General features: G+C 56.6%; 16 protein-coding genes and 2 tRNA genes. 5 read left to right on the top strand and 13 right to left on the bottom strand.

Annotated features, from left to right (window positions below; translation table 11 throughout):
- Positions 1 to 21 precede the first annotated feature (21 nt).
- Positions 22 to 1,104: a HupE/UreJ family protein gene (locus ACKWJN_RS02870; protein ID WP_408594328.1), complete on the bottom strand. Its 1,083-nt coding sequence runs from the start codon at positions 1,102 to 1,104 to the stop codon at positions 22 to 24.
- 133 nt (positions 1,105 to 1,237) lie between these two features.
- Between ACKWJN_RS02870 and ACKWJN_RS02865 the strand changes: the two genes are divergently transcribed.
- Positions 1,238 to 1,612 carry a hypothetical protein gene (locus tag ACKWJN_RS02865; RefSeq protein WP_408594326.1) on the top strand — a complete coding sequence of 125 codons (375 nt, stop codon included), beginning with the start codon at positions 1,238 to 1,240 and terminating at the stop codon, positions 1,610 to 1,612.
- A 48-nt stretch (positions 1,613 to 1,660) separates the two neighbouring features.
- On the opposite strand, the gene ACKWJN_RS02860 is transcribed toward ACKWJN_RS02865, so the two are convergent.
- The 5 genes from ACKWJN_RS02860 to rph form a co-directional block, all read right to left on the bottom strand.
- Positions 1,661 to 2,950 carry a NupC/NupG family nucleoside CNT transporter gene (locus ACKWJN_RS02860; RefSeq protein ID WP_408594370.1) on the bottom strand — a complete coding sequence of 430 codons (1,290 nt, stop codon included), beginning with the start codon at positions 2,948 to 2,950 and terminating at the stop codon, positions 1,661 to 1,663.
- Between the two features lie 216 nt (positions 2,951 to 3,166).
- Positions 3,167 to 3,256: transfer RNA gene (locus ACKWJN_RS02855), tRNA-Ser, on the bottom strand.
- A 56-nt stretch (positions 3,257 to 3,312) separates the two neighbouring features.
- Complete coding sequence (gene hemW / locus ACKWJN_RS02850; RefSeq protein ID WP_408594324.1) at positions 3,313 to 4,533, bottom strand: radical SAM family heme chaperone HemW; 1,221 nt, start codon at positions 4,531 to 4,533, stop codon at positions 3,313 to 3,315.
- A 6-nt stretch (positions 4,534 to 4,539) separates the two neighbouring features.
- Positions 4,540 to 5,142 (bottom strand): RdgB/HAM1 family non-canonical purine NTP pyrophosphatase, encoded by a 603-nt coding sequence (gene rdgB / locus ACKWJN_RS02845; protein ID WP_408594322.1) that lies wholly within the window; start codon positions 5,140 to 5,142, stop codon positions 4,540 to 4,542.
- Between the two features lie 16 nt (positions 5,143 to 5,158).
- On the bottom strand, positions 5,159 to 5,893 hold the full coding sequence (rph, locus tag ACKWJN_RS02840; RefSeq protein WP_408594320.1) for a ribonuclease PH: 735 nt from the start codon (positions 5,891 to 5,893) through the stop codon (positions 5,159 to 5,161).
- Positions 5,894 to 6,010: 117 nt separating this feature from the next.
- On the opposite strand from rph, the gene ACKWJN_RS02835 reads away from it, so the two are divergent.
- The 4 genes from ACKWJN_RS02835 to ACKWJN_RS02820 all read left to right on the top strand — a co-directional run bounded on the left by ACKWJN_RS02835 (position 6,011) and on the right by ACKWJN_RS02820 (position 10,116).
- A complete protein-coding gene (locus ACKWJN_RS02835) occupies positions 6,011 to 6,931 on the top strand; it encodes a YicC/YloC family endoribonuclease (RefSeq protein WP_408594318.1) in 921 nt (306 codons plus the stop codon).
- Positions 6,931 to 7,554 (top strand): guanylate kinase, encoded by a 624-nt coding sequence (gene gmk / locus ACKWJN_RS02830; protein WP_408594316.1) that lies wholly within the window; start codon positions 6,931 to 6,933, stop codon positions 7,552 to 7,554. Before ACKWJN_RS02835 ends, gmk begins: the two co-directional genes overlap by 1 nt.
- 20 nt (positions 7,555 to 7,574) lie before the next feature.
- Positions 7,575 to 7,778, top strand: coding sequence for a DNA-directed RNA polymerase subunit omega (gene rpoZ / locus ACKWJN_RS02825; protein WP_100145025.1), 204 nt, complete (start codon positions 7,575 to 7,577; stop codon positions 7,776 to 7,778).
- A gap of 70 nt (positions 7,779 to 7,848) precedes the next feature.
- Entirely contained in the window at positions 7,849 to 10,116 is a 2,268-nt protein-coding gene (locus ACKWJN_RS02820; protein ID WP_408594314.1) for a RelA/SpoT family protein, read from the top strand.
- Here the strand turns inward: ACKWJN_RS02820 and greB are convergent, their stop codons facing one another.
- The 7 genes from greB to ACKWJN_RS02785 all read right to left on the bottom strand — a co-directional run bounded on the left by greB (position 10,117) and on the right by ACKWJN_RS02785 (position 16,245).
- Complete coding sequence (greB, locus tag ACKWJN_RS02815; RefSeq protein ID WP_408594312.1) at positions 10,117 to 10,680, bottom strand: transcription elongation factor GreB; 564 nt, start codon at positions 10,678 to 10,680, stop codon at positions 10,117 to 10,119. It abuts the gene before it with no gap.
- A 27-nt stretch (positions 10,681 to 10,707) separates the two neighbouring features.
- On the bottom strand, positions 10,708 to 11,406 hold the full coding sequence (locus ACKWJN_RS02810) for a molybdate ABC transporter substrate-binding protein (protein ID WP_408594310.1): 699 nt from the start codon (positions 11,404 to 11,406) through the stop codon (positions 10,708 to 10,710).
- Positions 11,407 to 11,435: 29 nt separating this feature from the next.
- Positions 11,436 to 13,637 (bottom strand): molybdopterin cofactor-binding domain-containing protein, encoded by a 2,202-nt coding sequence (locus ACKWJN_RS02805; protein ID WP_408594309.1) that lies wholly within the window; start codon positions 13,635 to 13,637, stop codon positions 11,436 to 11,438.
- Entirely contained in the window at positions 13,634 to 14,104 is a 471-nt protein-coding gene (locus ACKWJN_RS02800; protein ID WP_408594307.1) for a (2Fe-2S)-binding protein, read from the bottom strand. Before ACKWJN_RS02800 ends, ACKWJN_RS02805 begins: the two co-directional genes overlap by 4 nt.
- Positions 14,105 to 14,126: 22 nt before the next feature.
- Positions 14,127 to 15,104 (bottom strand): Bug family tripartite tricarboxylate transporter substrate binding protein, encoded by a 978-nt coding sequence (locus ACKWJN_RS02795; RefSeq protein ID WP_408594305.1) that lies wholly within the window; start codon positions 15,102 to 15,104, stop codon positions 14,127 to 14,129.
- Between the two features lie 160 nt (positions 15,105 to 15,264).
- Positions 15,265 to 15,341: transfer RNA gene (locus ACKWJN_RS02790), tRNA-Arg, on the bottom strand.
- Between the two features lie 103 nt (positions 15,342 to 15,444).
- Entirely contained in the window at positions 15,445 to 16,245 is an 801-nt protein-coding gene (locus ACKWJN_RS02785; RefSeq protein WP_408594303.1) for a 2-keto-4-pentenoate hydratase, read from the bottom strand.
- Positions 16,246 to 16,267: the final 22 nt, after the last annotated feature.

The raw sequence follows: 16,267 nt of genomic DNA, 5'->3' as shown, positions 1-16,267 counted from the left end.
CAAATATGACTTTTATGACAATTACGAAACTATCCGATCTATCAACCAAAAAAACCCGATGGCCAAAGCGCCCATGCCAGCAGCGCGTTGCCACATGACGTCGCGAGAGCGGCCAAAGATGCGGCGCGCGCACCACACCCAAAGCCCCAAGACCAAGGCCACAGCACATTGGCCGGCCTCAATGCCCAGGTTGAAACCCAGAATGCTCCAGATGGGGTAAGGACTCAACGCAATCAGCTGGCTGCCCCCTTCTTCTTGCATGGCAGAGGCAAAGCCCAGACCATGCACCAGGCCCAATGCCAACACCAGCAAGAGCTCTGAGCGGAGCGCCACGTGAACACGCATCAGGTGGAGTGCCGCGACACAGACGATGGACGCTGCAATGGCGGGCTCCACAAGAGAAGCGGACACCGTGACCCATCCCATCGCAGCCAAGCCAAACGTCAAACCGTGGGCCAGCGTGAAGGCAGTGAGCAACGCTGCCCAGCGCCGCACACCGATGCCACTGGCCAGGAGCGCCACCAAAAACACAAGATGGTCTGCACCACCCATGATGTGGTCAAACCCGTGGTGCGCAAAGTTGGCGATGTGGCGTTGCACTGGCGCAAAAAACTCCAGCTGGGGTTGAAGGGGTGACAACAGCCCAACCTCCTCGGCGACGACTTGTCCGTCTTGGCTGCGCGTCACACTGACCTTGAGCGTTTCCAGGGGTGCCCCCGGCTTCATCAGCGCATTGCCGGGGGGTCTTTGCCACAAGTCATTCGCAAGAACCACCACCAAAGGGGGCGTGTCCCACACTGCGAGGCCGATCACCGCCACTTGGGGCGCATAAGACTCTGGTTTTGACGTGTCGCGGGTCGCAGGGCTCAACACCATGTGCCGCCACACCGCGGGGTGTTCGTCACCCCACAGGCGCAAACCGTTTTGCACCTTGGCCTGCAGCTGATTTAGATGGGCTTTGATTTCCGCCGCATCCAGCCCACCATCCCCGTTGTCGTCTGCGCTGGCAAAGATTGACGCGGGAATTGACATGGCCACATAGGCTTGATTTGCGATCAGGTTGACTTTGCCTTGACCCACTTCCACCACATGCGCGCTGACCATGAAAGGCGCCATCCACACGAGCCCGAGCAAACAGGTCACACAGAGTCGCTGAAATTCAGATGAGATCCAGTGTGGCATAAAGTATGGGGTGAATAAAATGGAACGGAAGTCAATCTAATTTTTCGAAAGAAATATGGCTACCAAAAACAAAGCAATCCTTTGGCTCGATGCAGTGGAAGAACACGATTACCCCGCGGCTGAATCTTATTTGCGTTTGATTTACGACGACAAACACGCAAAACAAGTGGTCAACAAACTCCGTAAAACGAAGATCGTTGAATTCAAAGCCAAAGATATTTTCAGGGCATCTTCGCTTTCCTTGTTAGGTGTCAGTAACTCTCACGTAGACAAGGACAGCAAAAAAATTGCCAAAGGCACTGCGCTGTCCCCATTGCTATTGGTGCGGGATTCAAAGTTAGGCAAAGTCGTCATTGCGGATGGTTACCACCGAATGTGCGCAATTTACTTGGTCAATGAGGATGCATTGATTCGCTGCAAGATTATTTGAATGGCAGCGTACACCAATCACGCGGCGCAATCACCCAATGTCAAAACGTCAGGGAAATATCAAACCCGCTATGGCTCCGTTCATACACGAAGCCAAAATGGCCGCTATGAATGATGGCCAAGCCAATGAATTCAGTTCATCTCGCCGCTCAGGAACCATGGCCGATAGCCCACTGATCTGGATGCCTATGCTGCCTAAATTGGCAAACCCGCAAAGCGCGTAAATCATGATCAAGCGCGAGTGTGCGTCAAGGGTTGAATCCGGAAGTTTGATCAAATCAAGATAAGCCAAAAATTCGTTGAGCACTGTTTTGACGCCCAAAAGTTGCCCCCCCGTCATGGATTGATCCGAGGGCACGCCCATGAGCCATGCGACGGGCGCAAAAAACCATCCCACGCAGCCTTGAATACTTAATGGGTAGCCAATCTCCAACCCCACGCGCGCTAACCCATCGTTGCCTAGGGCAACCAAAGCACTCAAAACGATCAGTATGGCCACGACATTTAAATAAATGGACAAGCCTTCAGATGTTCCACGGGTAATCGCATCCATGACACTTTTATAGGGATGATGCATCTGGGTTTTGGTGCCTTCAACGGGCCCAGTGTGAACACTCAAATTTCGCGACTCGGGCAATAAAAGGTGAGCGAACAAAATAGAAGCAGGCACTGACATGATGGATTTGGTAATGAGGTGCCCCAAAACGCCCCCCATGCCTGGACCTAACTGTGGTCCTAGCATGGCAGAGTAGATCACCATCATCGAGCCAGCAATCATGGCCATTCCAGCCGTCATGACCAAAAGTAAATCATGTTTTGACATGCGCGCCAAGTAAGGCTTGACCATAAGGGCCGACTCTACTTGCCCAAGGAAAATATTGATCACAGCCACCAAACCAGCAGGTCCTTGCGTGTTTAAAGTGCGCTCAAAAAAACCACTGATCATCTTTACCAAGAGCGGCAAAACTTGCCAGTACCACAACAGAGCAGACAGCGCAGAGATGAAAATGATCAAGGGCAGGATTTGAAAAGCCAATGAGAACATGAAGTTGGGATCTTTGACTTCAAAGGGCGCAGGACCTCCTCCAATAAATCCAAATACAAATGAGGTCCCTTTGGTACTTGCGTGACTGAGCGCTTGCACACCCCCATTCAAGGCTTCAAGCGCGCTTTGAAGAAAACTCAAGTGGGTAAACGCCACACAGATCACAAATTGCATGACGATGGCGCTCAGTACTAGGCGCCAATTGATGAGCCGTCGATCCTGGCTAAGAGCCACGGCAAGGGCAACAAATATGGCGATCCCAATCACGCCTTGTAGAGACCTTGCGTCAATCATGTCCAATGCCCAATTTGAAATTGAAAGTATGCCCCGCTCTTTTGATCATAGCTCTGGCATACCTCCCTGGCCTAGGTGAAACATGAAACAAAGCAGTGAACAAATGACAGGGTCAAGTCCAACAATCAGCTCAATTGCTAGGCGCCGATGTGAATGGAGAAACCTATCAGCAAAAAAGAGAAAAGGGCCTAGAAAGGCCCATTCATCTTGACAATTTGGCGGAAGCGGTGAGATTCGAACTCACGGAGGGCTCACACCCTCGCCGGTTTTCAAGACCGGTGCATTCAACCGCTCTGCCACGCTTCCTGTTGAATTTCAGCCACTATTGTAATTGCCCTTTCAGGGCTTTTTGGATGAGGCTCTCATGGGTTGGCGTCCTCCGGCAAAAACAAAGCTTGCAAATCACTCAAAAAGTCAAAGCCCCGCTCGGTGGGCACCACCCGTTGAAAGTCACGCGTCACCAAGCCTTTGGCTTCGGCCTCAGCCAGAGCGGCTTGAATCGCGGTCACGGGCAAGCCCGTGCGCTCTGTGAAGTCTGCCAACGAGAACCCATGGCGCAAACGCAGCGCATTGAGCATGAATTCAAACGGCAATTCGCTGCGGGCCACCTCGGTGCTTTGTGCCACCGCACGCTCCGGTCGAGTGGCATCCAACGCATGGTCCATGTACAAGCGCGGGTCGCGGTTGCGCACTTGACGCAACACACGGTGCGCAAAGCTGAGTTTGCTGTGGGCCCCCGCGCCCACGCCCAAGTAGTCGCCAAATTGCCAATAGTTCAGGTTGTGCCAGCACCGGTGGTTGGGCTGGGCATAAGCCGATACCTCGTAGCGCTGCAGGCCTGCTGCTGCGGTGCGCTCGGTGATGCGGTCGAGCATGGCGTAGGCGTCATCGTCCTCAGGCACTTGGGGCGGGAACTTGGCAAACACCGTGTTGGGCTCGATGGTGAGGTGGTAGACCGACAGATGCGGCGGCGCGAGCGACAGCGCCGTGTCCAGGTCTTGGTCCAGCTGTGCCAAGGTTTGCCCCGGCAAGGCGTACATCAGGTCGAGGTTGAAGGTGTCAAAGGCACTGGCGGCTTCTTCTAACGCAGCAATGGCCTGGGCGCGGTTGTGCACCCGGCCCAAGGCTTGCAAATGCGTGTCGTTGAAGCTTTGAACCCCCACCGACAGGCGGGTCACACCGGCAGCGCGAAAGGCCCGGAAACGGTCTTTCTCGAAGGTGCCGGGGTTGGCCTCTAGGGTGATTTCGCAATCGGCTTCCAAACGCAAGCGCGCACGCAAGTCGCTGATCAAGCGCTCAATGGCCGCTGGCGAAAACAAGCTGGGTGTGCCACCCCCAATGAAGATGCTGTGCACGCTGCGACCCCATACCAGCGGCAAAGCGCTCTCCACATCGGCGCACAAGGCATCCAAATAACGCTGCTCGGGCAAGCCTGCGCCAGTGCTGGGCAGCTCATGTGAATTGAAGTCGCAGTAAGGGCACTTCTTCAAACACCAGGGCAGGTGCACGTACAGCGAGAGCGGTGGCAAGCTGCTCAAAGACAGCGTGCCAGGACGCATGAGGTGCTGAATATCTGCCGTCATGCGGGTTTAAAACCAACGCTCACGCATCAAAACCAGCATCTGCTGGGCCGCTTGTCCACGGTGGCTGTTGGCGTTTTTCACCTCAACGGGCAGTTCAGCGAAGGTCTTGCCGAATCGCGCAATGAACATGATGGGGTCAAACCCAAATCCGTTGGCCCCCACCGGCGAGCGTGTGATCTCCCCCACTGCACGGCCCACAGCAATCAAAGGCTCAGGGTCGTCTGGGTGGCGCACCGCCACCAAGGTACTGACCAAGGCCGCGCGGCGGTTGTCGACCTGCGCCATTTGCTCCAGCAAAGCGCGCACATTGTTGTCGTCGCCCTTGTCGTAACCAAACTGGGTGGCGTAGTAAGCAGTTTGCACACCGGGCAAGCCCCCAAAAGCGTCGACACACAAGCCCGCATCATCTGCCAGCGCGGGCAAGCCACTTTCGCAAGACGCATGGCGTGCTTTAGCCAGTGCGTTCTCCACAAAGGTGTGGAAGGGCTCTTCGGCTTCGCCCACACCCAGATCGGCTTGGCGCACCAGCTCAACACCCAAAGGAGCGAACATGGCTTGCAATTCGGCCAGCTTGCCAGGGTTGTGAGAGGCCAGAACAATTTGCTTCATCTGAACCGCCATGTCATCAGCCGTTGAGCGCTTCTTGTTGCAGGGCAATCAGCTCGCCAATGCCTTTTTCGGCCAAGGCCAGCAAGGCATTCATTTGGTCACGGGTAAAGGGCAAACCTTCGGCCGTGCCCTGTACTTCCACGTAATGCCCGGCGCTGGTCATCACCACATTCATGTCGGTGTCGCAACTGGCGTCTTCGGTGTATTCCAAATCAAGCAGGGGCAAGTCGCCGAGCATGCCCACCGAAATAGCCGCCACACCCTGGGTGATCGGGCTTTCTTTCAGCTTTCCCGAGGCGATGAGGGTGTTGACCGCATCTTGCGCCGCGACAAATGCACCGGTGATGCTGGCCGTGCGTGTGCCGCCGTCGGCTTGCAACACGTCGCAATCGAGGTGGATGGTGCGCTCGCCCAACTTCTTGAGGTCAAACACTGCACGCATAGAGCGGCCGATGAGGCGCTGAATTTCTTGGGTGCGGCCCGATTGCTTGCCACGAGCGGCTTCGCGGTCGCTGCGGGTGTGGGTGGCACGCGGCAACATGCCATATTCGGCGGTGACCCAACCCTCACCGCTGCCTTTTTTATGACCCGGCACTTTTTCTTCCACCGATGCGGTGCACAACACCTTGGTATGGCCAAACTCAATCAGCACCGAGCCCTCGGCATGCATGGTGTAGTGGCGTGTGATGCGCACGGGGCGCAGTTGGTCGGCAGCACGGGTGTGGCGGGATGCAGGGAGCTTGGAGGTCATGGTCAAAAACAATCGGTTGGAGATCACAAATAAGAGCCAATTGTCAGGCAATCTGTAAGTTGCTGGGCGGGGGCTGCGGTGCTGAGATAATTGCTATTTGTTTCCACTCCTCACACCATGCCCATTTACAGCATGACGGGTTACGCCAGCGCGCAAGCCGAGCTGCACCCCGACGCCGCCGACCCATCAGCCCACCCAGCCTTGCGTTTGGGCTTGGAGATTCGTTCGGTCAACAGCCGCTTCCTCGACCTCAGCTTCAAGGTGCCCGAAGAGCTGCGCTCCCACGAAGCCGCGCTGCGTGAGTTGCTGATGAAACACCTCAAACGCGGCAAGGTGGAGGTGCGTGCCCACATCGAGTCCAGCAGCGACAACACCTTGGGGGCGCCCACCCCCCAGTTGCTGCAACGTTTGTCGGCATTGCAAGACACTGTGCAGGCGTGGTTACCCAAAGCCAATTCCTTGTCAGTGGCCGATGTGTTGCGCTTGAGCACCTCACAAAATGCAGCGCCCGCCGACATTGGCCCGACCTTGCTCAAGCTGGCCAAGGCAACCCTCAAACAGCTCAGCGATGCCCGTGAACGGGAGGGCGCGCGTCTGGGCCAAACCCTGCGGGAGCGTTTGGGACAGTTGCGTGTGTTGGCCCAACAAGCTGCCCCCTTGGTGCCTCAATTGGTAGAACAACAACGCCTGCGGTTTTTAGAGCGCTGGCGCGAAGCCATGGCCCTGGCCGATGGCGCTGCCCTGCCAGAAGCAGCCCAAGACCGCGCACTGACCGAAGCCACCTCCTTTGCCATTCGCATCGACGTGGCGGAAGAGTTGACGCGGTTGGTGTCGCACTTTGACGAAATGGATGACTTGCTGGCCCAAGGCGGCAAGGCCGAAGGTGTGGGCAAGCGACTTGATTTTTTGATCCAAGAACTGCACCGTGAGGCCAACACCCTGGGCTCCAAATCGGCCACCATGGAGATGACCCGCATCTCGGTCGACATGAAGGTGTTGATCGAACAACTCCGCGAACAAGTACAGAACCTCGAATGATGGACAACTTCCCTGGCAACCTTTTTGTGGTCGCAGCGCCCAGTGGCGCTGGCAAATCGAGTTTGGTCAAAGCCTTGATGGAACTCGATGCGCAAGTGCGCCCTTCGGTCTCACACACCACCCGCGCTCCCCGTGGGCAGGAAAAACATGGCCGTGAATATTTCTTTGTGTCTGCCCCCGAGTTTGACCACATGGTCGCCTCCAACTCATTTCTAGAGTGGGCGCATGTGCACGGACAACGCTATGGCACCTCACGCAAAGCGATTGAAGACCGCATTGCCCAAGGGGCGGACGTGGTGCTCGAAATTGACTTCCAAGGCGCCATTCAAATCAAGCAAATTTTCACCAACGCGGTGCTGATCTTCATCCTGCCGCCGAGCTGGGAAGAGCTCAAATCGCGGCTGCACAACCGAGGGGAAGATGCGCCCGAGGTGATCGCCTTGCGCTTGCAAAACGCCGCCGATGAAATGGCGCAAGTGGAAGAATTTGACTACGTTATAATCAATGAATTGTTTGAGCGTGCCTTGTTCGACCTGAAAGCGATCGTGCATGCACAGCGTCTCAAATACCCGGCTCAGCGCCGGGCACGGGCTGATATCTTTCAAGCCTTGAATCTCATCTGACCGATTTCTGGAGCATCCACATGGCACGCATCACCGTTGAAGACTGTCTTGAGCAGATTCCTAACCGCTTTCAATTGGTGCTGTGCGCCACCTACCGTGCTCGCATGCTCAGCCAAGGCCACACCGCCAAAGTTGAAAGCAAAAACAAACCTGGCGTGACCGCCTTGCGTGAAATTGCTGCGGGCCAAATTGGCCTGGAAATGTTGAAAAAAGTTCCCGGTTGATCCGAGTTTTTCTCTGCCTACAAAGCACCGCTGAGTCGGTGCTTTTTTCATTGCGGGTAAAGTGTTGTTTATGAGTGCAGCCAACCCTTTTTCGCCCGTGGTCACCAGCCCTGCAGGCAACCACAAAGCAGCCGCCAATGCCGCGGCAGCCAGCTTTGCGGCGCTGACAGAAAAACTGGGCTACCTCAGCACCGAGGGGCTGGACCAAGTTCGTCGCGCTTACCGCTACGCCGACGAGGCTCATCTGGGACAAATGCGCAACAGCGGAGAGCCCTACATCACCCATCCGATTGCGGTTGCGGCGCAATGTGCCGAATGGAAGCTGGATGCACAAGCACTGTCCGCCGCCTTGCTCCACGACGCCATGGAAGACTGTGGCATCACCAAAACCGATTTGGTCGAGCGCTTTGGCATCCAGGTGGCCGATTTGGTGGATGGTCTGACCAAATTGGAAAAGCTCGAGTTCAACACGCGAGAAGAAAACCAAGCGGAGTCGTTTCGAAAAATGCTCTTGGCCATGGCCCGCGATGTGCGCGTGATCCTGGTCAAACTGGCAGACCGCAGCCACAACATGCGCACCATGGGCGATATGCCGCGCAGCAAGTGGTCGCGCATTTCCAGCGAAACCCTCGAAATTTACGCGCCCATTGCGCACCGCTTGGGCCTGAATCAGACCTACCGTGAATTGCAAGAGCTGGCGTTCAAACACCTGTTGCCTTGGCGCCATCAAGTCCTGAGCAAAGCGGTTCAAAAAGCACGCCAACGCCGTCGCGATTTGATGAAGCGGGTGCAACAAGAAGTTGAAACGGCCTTCACCAAGGCGGGCTTGAAGGTGCGCATTTCGGGACGCGAAAAAACGCTCTACTCGATCTACCAAAAAATGGCTGGCAAGCAACTGAGCTTTGCGCAAGTCACCGACATCTATGGTTTTCGCCTCATCTTGCCGGATGTGACGGACTGCTACACCGCCTTGGGCGTGTTGCACCAGTTGTACAAACCCGTTCCAGGCAAATTCAAAGACCACATTGCCATCGCCAAACTCAATGGCTACCAATCGCTGCACACCACGCTGGTGGGGCCATCGGGTTTGAATGTGGAGTTTCAAATGCGCACCGAAGCCATGCACCTGGTGGCCGAGTCTGGGGTGGCCGCACACTGGCTCTACAAAGCCAATGGATCGGGTCAAGACAACAGCAGCAATTTGGGCAACAAATGGTTGCAGTCGTTGTTGGACATCCAAGACGAGACGCGCGATGCGACCGAGTTTTGGGACCATGTCAAAGTCGATCTGTTCCCCGATGCGGTGTATGTGTTCACCCCCAAAAGCAAGATCATGGCCATGCCCAGAGGCGCCACCGTGGTTGACTTTGCCTACGCCGTGCACAGCGATGTGGGCGACCGCACGATGGCCGCCAAAGTCAATGGCAACCAAGTGCCACTGCGCACCGAATTGCGCAATGGCGATGTGGTGGAAGTGATCACCTCGACCGTGGCAGCCCCTAACCCCGCTTGGTTGGGCTTTGTTCGTACGGGGCGGGCACGCTCCAAAATTCGCCATCACCTCAAGACCATGGCGCAAGCCGAGTCGCAGGAATTGGGACACAAATTACTGGCCCAAGCCCTGCGGGCCGAAGGCATTGAGCAACTACCTGCGGTCGATGCACAACACCAAGCACTTTGGGACAAATTGCAGCGATTCACCGGCAGCAAAACGCAAGATGAATTGCTGGTGGACATTGGGCTGGGCAAACGTGTGGCCAGCATTGTGGCCAAGCGCTTGGCCACATTGCTGGCTGAGGCGGGTCAAAAGCCGGATGCACTGCTCATGAGCCGCGAGCGCTTCACAGCGCACGAAAACGTTTCTCAAGGGGGGGTGGTGGTGGATGGCAGCGAAAACGCTTCAGTGCAATACGCGCCCTGCTGTCGCCCCATTCCAGGCGACGCGATCTTGGGCTACTTAGGCCGAGGCGAAGGTTTGGTGGTGCATACCCACGATTGCGGGGTTGCGCAACGACTCAAGCACAAAGACAGCGAACGATTCATCGCCGTCGAGTGGACGGATGAGCCCACCCGTCACTTTGAAGTGGCGCTGGTCGTCACCGTCAACAATGGCAAAGGAGTTTTGGCTCGCGTCGCGGCAGCCATCGCCAATGCAGAAGCCGACATCACCTTGGTGAACATGGCCGATGAGGTCAGCGGCCAAGAAGCCACCGAGTTGCGTTTTGTGATTTCTGTGCGCGACAAAGAGCACTTAGATTTGGTGCTGGGCAGCCTGCGCCGTGTGCCCTCGGTACTCCAAGCGCAACGCGTGATCTCTGGCATTGACCGTGAGGCGTGATCAAGCCCGCGCTTGCGGTGCGGGGTAGTTGACCGTCACAACTTCAACCTCTTGCACGCCCACGGGTGTGACCAATTTGACGGCATCTCCCACCCGCGCCTTGAGCAAGGCCCGTGCAATGGGTGAAATCCAACTGACTTCGCCCTTGAGGCTGTCGGCCTCGTCGATGCCCCGAATGGTGACGGTCCGCTTGACATCTGCCTCGTCTACATAAGTGACGGTGGCACCAAAAAAAACCTGTTCTAAGCCATGGTGCACGCTGGGGTCGGTGACCTCGGCAATTTCAAGGCGTTTGGTCAAAAAGCGAATGCGGCGATCAATTTCACGCAGGCGTTTTTTGCCGTAGTGGTAGTCGCCGTTTTCAGAGCGGTCGCCGTTGCTAGCCGCCCAGTGCACGATCTCGACCATGCGGGGCCGCTCGTTGTCCATCAAATCAAACAGTTCCGCCAGCAAGACCGCGTAACCCTGGGGCGTGATGTAGTTTTTGCCCCCCGCTGGCAGCGGGGGCAATCCGACCTCGTCGTCATCGTCCGAGTCGGTTTCGCGGGTGAACGCTTTGCTCATGCCACAGTCTCGTTTGAGCGCGTCACGTCAATGCGCCAACTCAAACCCCAAAGCCATGCGCAAAGCGCGCGTGCGGTCACTGCACAGTAGGTCTGCCAATTGCTGCGCCAATCCGGCTTGCTTGGCGTTCGTGGCAACACCCAAGGCGTAGACCGTGGCCAGCTCAAACTCTTGGGGAAACAAGCCAATCAAATCCACGCCCTGGGTGTAGTTGATTTCGGTCACCTGCGTGCCGCCCATCACATGGCCGCTGGCCTTGGCCATTTCACGCATGGCCGTGGCGCCGTTGGGATAGGTGCGAAAGCGGTCTGCCAGTTCCTCCTGCAAACCTAATGCGGTGAGCACTTTCAAAAAGTGAATGCCAGCTGTGGCCAATTGGGGATCTGGAAAATAAATACCCTCTGCCGCACGGAATGCTGCTTGCAAATCGGCACGCGTTTGAATGGCTGGATGCGGCGTGCCCGTCTTGACGGCAAGCCCTGTTTTGACCACGCCCAGATAGCGCAAGCTGTCAGCGCGCACGTGGCCCGAAGCCATCAAGCCTTCCACCAAGGCCTGGGTCAAGATGACGAGGTCACACGGAGCACCCGCCAACAATTTTTCTTTCATGGCCCCTACCGCACTGAAGGTACCCAGCAGGCGACACGCGTGTGCAGCTTCAAACTCTGCTTGTAAGGGCTCCACCAGTCCCGCTGCAGCGCCGCCACTCAATATATGCAATTCCATCAAAGCTCCTCAATCGTGAATCTGTCGGATCAAGCAGCATCTGCCTGATTCATGGCGGTGAGAATTTGTTCAGGGGTGATCGGCATGTCGCGCACCCGCACCCCTAAAGCGTGGAACACCGCATTTGCAATGGCCGCTGCGCAAGGACCGATGGTGGCTTCACCTGCGCCCACGGAGGGGTGCGTGGAATCAACCACCAAGTCCACCGAGACCTCAGGCACATCTTCAAAACGAAAAATGGGATAGTTCTCCCAATCCACGCTGAGGATCTGCTGGCGATCAAACCGAGCCGCCTCCATCAAGGTCCAACTGGCGGCTTGGATCGCACCGCCTTCGAGTTGGTTGATGGCACCGTCAGCATCCACCACATGACCCACATCGGCCACGACATAGAGGCGCTTGACGCGCACCTGTTCGGCCACTTCGACTTCGGCCACCATCGCACAGTAAGCCCCGGTGTTTTTGTAACGGGCATAGGCCAGTCCTTGGCCCCACGCCGTGTCAGCGCCTAGTGCTGCGTGGGCCTGCTGGCGAGCCTGACGTTGTGTCCAACGGGCTTGCTCAACCACCTTCTCCAGCACTGCGCGCCCACGCGGGTCAGGCAGATGGTTCAAGCGCAAGGACAAGGGGTCTTGACCAGTGGCATGGGCCACTTCGTCCATGAACGACTCGGCGGCAAACACATTGGCATGCGCCCCCAAGCCCCGCAAGGCAGACACGCGCATGGGCATCTGCATCACGCGGTGGTTGAAGATGTGTGAAGATTCGAACGCATAAGGCGGCACCGCATTGCGGTCCGAGCCACCGCCCACAGCCAAGGCGGCGTTCTCGGCCAACAGCACTGGAAATTTGCCATGCTGCAACCAACACCCCAGCAAGGCCGGTGTCGGATTGCGCCCTGGCCGGGTGCCATGCCCTTGGCTCCAGACATCGTGCTGCCAGAACACCAAACGGTCTTGGGCATCCAAACCCGCTTGCAAACGAATGCTCATGGCGGGCCCCAAAGGTGACCAGGCCATTTCGTCGTGACGCGACCACAGCACCCGCACTGGAGAACCGGCGGCAAAGCGCGCCAGCCATGCCGCGTCAAAGGCCACGTCGTCGGCGCCGTTGTGCCCATAGCAACCTGCGCCTTGAACATGCGCAATGGTGACTTGCTCTGGAGCGCAGCCCAAGGCCAAGGCCATGTCGCGTCGCAAGTTGAAAATACCTTGCGAGTGGCTCCACACCTGAACCTCATCCCCCAACCACTGCGCCAGCGCGCAAGAAGGTGCCATCGACGCATGGTGCAAATACGCGCGTGCATAGTTTGCTTGCAAGCTTCGCACTGCCGGGCTTTGGGTCAGATCTGGCGCAGGGCCTGTGGTGGCCACCGTGGTGGTTTGCAAAGGACTTTGACGCAGCCAGTTGGTCAACTCGGCGGCATCGGGAAACTCTGCGGGCACATGCCAAGCCCGCAACTCCGTCAATTGCAGCGCCAAGGCTTCTACAGCCTGGATGGCTTGGGCTTCGGTACCGGCGATGACCCCTATTTGGCAGCCTTCGCGGTAAACCCCTTGCACGCCATTCAGAGCCTGCACATGGCGCTGGGCTTGCAACCAAGCCTCTTCGTTCAAGCGAGACTGCAAATTGGGTGGACGCAACATGCGCGCGTGCAACATGCCCGGTAACGCCAGGTCTTGCAGATACTCAGGCGCTGCGAAAAATTTACGGACCAAATCAGGACGAATGGGTGAGGCCACCCGGGCCATCGGTCCAGCTGGCAATTGACTGGCAGGCAGAACCTCTACCGCCAAGTCAACCCGATGGCACAGGTCAGCGTAACTGCCGAGCACCCGTCCAGCGTGGAGGAACTGTCCGTTCGCTACGTCGATGTCTTGCACATGCACGCCTAAGTGCTCGGCCGCTGCACGGCTGAACAAGAGCCGTGCATGACGGGATGCCAAGCGCACCGCAATGCCTGAGTCTTGAATCGACAGACTGCCAGAGGTGACCGCTTCGTTGGGGCTGAATGCGGTGCTTGCGGCCACTGCCTCAATGCATCCCACGTCCAGCGCCAACTCTTGCGCGGCAATTTGCGCCAGCGCATGCAAGATGCCTTGACCGATTTCCACTTTGCCGGACATCAAGCGCACGCGCCCGTCGGGCAAAAACTGTAACCACTGAGACAGCTGACGGTTGGTGTTGAGACCACCGGGCAGCACAACGGGTTTTTCGATCGAGGCACTCATACGCGCTCCATCGACTGGGCGGCTTGACACACAGCACGCACGATGCGGTTGTGGGCGCCACAACGGCATAAATTGCCTTGCAAGGCTTGACGCACTTGATCGGGCGTGGGGTTCGGGTTGTGCTTAAGCAAAGCCGCTGCTGTCATCAACATGCCGCTGCTGCAATAACCGCACTGAGCAGCTTGCTGCTGACAAAAAGCGGTTTGCAAAGGATGGGGGCTGTCGGCCTGCCCCAAACCTTCCAGGGTGACCACCTGCTTGCCTGCCACCGACCACATGGGCGTGCTGCATGCGGGAACCGCGTGGTCATCGAGCATCACATGACAAGCCCCACATTGAGACAAGCCGCACCCCAAGCGTGCCGACTTTTGGCCGCAGCTGTTGCGCAACACATCGAGCAAGTTGTCGTTGTCTTGGGCTTCCACGCTGTGGGATTGGCCATTCAATTCAAACTGAATCAAGGACATGGCGGTACTCGCTGTGGAGGGTTCAGTCGGCTTTGGCGCCTGAGACTTTGACGATGGTGGCCCACTTGGCCACATCTTCAGCCAAATATTTGGTGAATGCTGGCACCGTCATCGACATCGGCACGGCGCCTTGCTTGGCCCAAGCCGTTTTGACCTCGGATGAGTTGATGATCTTATTGACCTCGCTGTTCAAGCGATTGACAACCGCATCGGGCGTTCCCACAGGCGCCATCAAGCCCAGCCAAATCACCGCTTCATATTTGCCCACACCTTGCTCGCTCACGGTGGGGACATCAGGCACCACCGACGATCTTGCACGCCCCGTGGTGGCCAAGCCACGCACTTTGCCAGCTTTGATGTTTTCTGTCATGGTGGTCACGGCATCGAACATCATGTCCACCTGCCCCGACAGCACGTCGGTACGCGCTGCTGCACTGCCTTTGTAGGGGATGTGCGTCATTTGAATGTCGGCCATGTGCTTGAACAATTCACCGGCCATGTGATAAGGCGTGCCGTTGCCGGAAGACGCATAGTTCAACTTGCCAGGATTGGCCTTGGCCAATTTGATCAGGTCTTGTAAAGAATTGGCAGCCACTGCGGGGTTGACCACCAGCACCAAGTCAGAGTAATTGATGGGTGCAATCGGTGCGAAGTCTTTGAGCAAATTGAAGGGTTTGTTCGGAATCAAAGACTCGTTGACCGTTTGGGTGTTGGACATCATCAGCAAGGTGTAACCGTCTGCCGGTGATTTGGCCGCAGCATCCGTTCCAATGATGGAGCCAGCGCCTGGTTTGTTGTCCACCACAAAGGGCTGCCCCAGCGCATCTTGCAGGCGTTGCGCCATGAAGCGTGCATAGTTGTCGGCGGGGCCACTGGCTGCGAAAGGCACAATGATTTTGACGGGCCGATTGGGGTAGCCCTGTTGGGCTTGAGCGCTCGATAACGCGCCTAAGGTTGTTGCGGCGACGCAAGCCACAAAAAGCCAAGATTTGTCATGCATGGTGTGATCTCCGAAAAGGGTGAAGACAAAGTGCCAAAACTTCAAACGACATTAGAGAAGAAAAAGCCATTCTTGACGGTCACCTAAAGCAATTGACGGCGCTATGTGAAGGGCCAAAGAAAAAGGGTTTGCGTCTTTCGATGCAAACCCTTGTTCAATTTGGTGCGGCTGGCAGGAATCGAACCCACGACCCCTTGGTTCGTAGCCAAGTACTCTATCCAGCTGAGCTACAGCCGCTCTGGAAAAACGAGACTATAACACAAGAAAGCAGGCATTCTTTACGCCTGAGTTGGGTCATCGGCATAGCCCTTTTCGCTTGGCAAGCGTTTTGAACCAGCACTCAGTCTTCAAAACTCACAGACAGCGAAAAACTGGGCATGCTGAAACTGGCACGCCAGGTCTGCCCTGACTCGATGGGGTAAGCGTCAGTCCAAGTGCCGGTGGTCACGACATCACCCGCTTGAATATCGGTTGAACCAGGGCAGCCTCTGAGTTCCTTGAGGAAATGTTCCAGCGCATGCAGGGGGCTGTCCAATACATTTGCCCCAACCCCCACTTCAACCTGCGTTTCTGCTCGATGCAAAGCAACCGATGCCTTGGCAAGCAAAGCATGAAGGTCTTGTGCTGAAGAAGCAACCGCGGACACCTCGGTTTTTTCACCCACGATCAATTTTCCGTGGAGACCGCCGTCTGCAATGGTGTCAGCAGCCTCAAACTTCCATTGCGGCAAATGCGATTGAACCACCTCAAATCCAGGCGCGATCCAGTCCAGAGCGTAAAAGATGTCGTCTAAGGTGGCGTCAGACTTGGGTGTTTGCTTGAATCCGAAAACAATCTCTGGCTCGATCCTGGGTTGACACATGCCAACCAAAGACAGCCTCTGAGCACGCGAACTGGACGTGAGCGTTGTGTCCCACACCGTGCCCCAGATGGGCCCAAAGACGTTGTAACGAGGCCAGATCGTGCGGTTGGTGAATCCGATCTTATAACCACGCGGTTTTTCTCCTCTGGCTATCCGTAGCGTACGAACAGCGAGTGCATCTTGGTATGCCAAATCGATGTCATAGCCTTGCTTGGCACTGAGCGCTTGTGACCAGCATTTCCCGTTGTCGCCATGGGCCAGAAGTTCTTGAGGGTTCATCATCCAAGCTTACCAAGTCAAA

Origin of the sequence: Limnohabitans sp., assembly GCF_046052825.1 — a bacterium.
Lineage (GTDB): Bacteria > Pseudomonadota > Gammaproteobacteria > Burkholderiales > Burkholderiaceae_C > Limnohabitans.
Note: the sequence above shows the minus strand (reverse complement) of the source record. Positions and strands in the feature narration are given on the sequence as shown.

Excerpts from the sequence above, each read along its gene's own strand:
- ACKWJN_RS02870 (WP_408594328.1), bottom strand. The coding sequence starts at position 1,104 with ATGGTCAGCGCGCATGTGGTGGAAGTGGGTCAAGGCAAAGTCAACCTG.
- ACKWJN_RS02865 (WP_408594326.1), top strand. The coding sequence starts at position 1,238 with ATGGCTACCAAAAACAAAGCAATCCTTTGGCTCGATGCAGTGGAAGAA.
- ACKWJN_RS02860 (WP_408594370.1), bottom strand. The coding sequence starts at position 2,950 with ATGATTGACGCAAGGTCTCTACAAGGCGTGATTGGGATCGCCATATTT.
- hemW (WP_408594324.1), bottom strand. The coding sequence starts at position 4,533 with ATGACGGCAGATATTCAGCACCTCATGCGTCCTGGCACGCTGTCTTTG.
- rdgB (WP_408594322.1), bottom strand. The coding sequence starts at position 5,142 with ATGAAGCAAATTGTTCTGGCCTCTCACAACCCTGGCAAGCTGGCCGAA.
- rph (WP_408594320.1), bottom strand. The coding sequence starts at position 5,893 with ATGACCTCCAAGCTCCCTGCATCCCGCCACACCCGTGCTGCCGACCAA.
- ACKWJN_RS02835 (WP_408594318.1), top strand. The coding sequence starts at position 6,011 with ATGCCCATTTACAGCATGACGGGTTACGCCAGCGCGCAAGCCGAGCTG.
- gmk (WP_408594316.1), top strand. The coding sequence starts at position 6,931 with ATGGACAACTTCCCTGGCAACCTTTTTGTGGTCGCAGCGCCCAGTGGC.
- rpoZ (WP_100145025.1), top strand. The coding sequence starts at position 7,575 with ATGGCACGCATCACCGTTGAAGACTGTCTTGAGCAGATTCCTAACCGC.
- ACKWJN_RS02820 (WP_408594314.1), top strand. The coding sequence starts at position 7,849 with ATGAGTGCAGCCAACCCTTTTTCGCCCGTGGTCACCAGCCCTGCAGGC.
- greB (WP_408594312.1), bottom strand. The coding sequence starts at position 10,680 with ATGAGCAAAGCGTTCACCCGCGAAACCGACTCGGACGATGACGACGAG.
- ACKWJN_RS02810 (WP_408594310.1), bottom strand. The coding sequence starts at position 11,406 with ATGGAATTGCATATATTGAGTGGCGGCGCTGCAGCGGGACTGGTGGAG.
- ACKWJN_RS02805 (WP_408594309.1), bottom strand. The coding sequence starts at position 13,637 with ATGAGTGCCTCGATCGAAAAACCCGTTGTGCTGCCCGGTGGTCTCAAC.
- ACKWJN_RS02800 (WP_408594307.1), bottom strand. The coding sequence starts at position 14,104 with ATGTCCTTGATTCAGTTTGAATTGAATGGCCAATCCCACAGCGTGGAA.
- ACKWJN_RS02795 (WP_408594305.1), bottom strand. The coding sequence starts at position 15,104 with ATGCATGACAAATCTTGGCTTTTTGTGGCTTGCGTCGCCGCAACAACC.
- ACKWJN_RS02785 (WP_408594303.1), bottom strand. The coding sequence starts at position 16,245 with ATGAACCCTCAAGAACTTCTGGCCCATGGCGACAACGGGAAATGCTGG.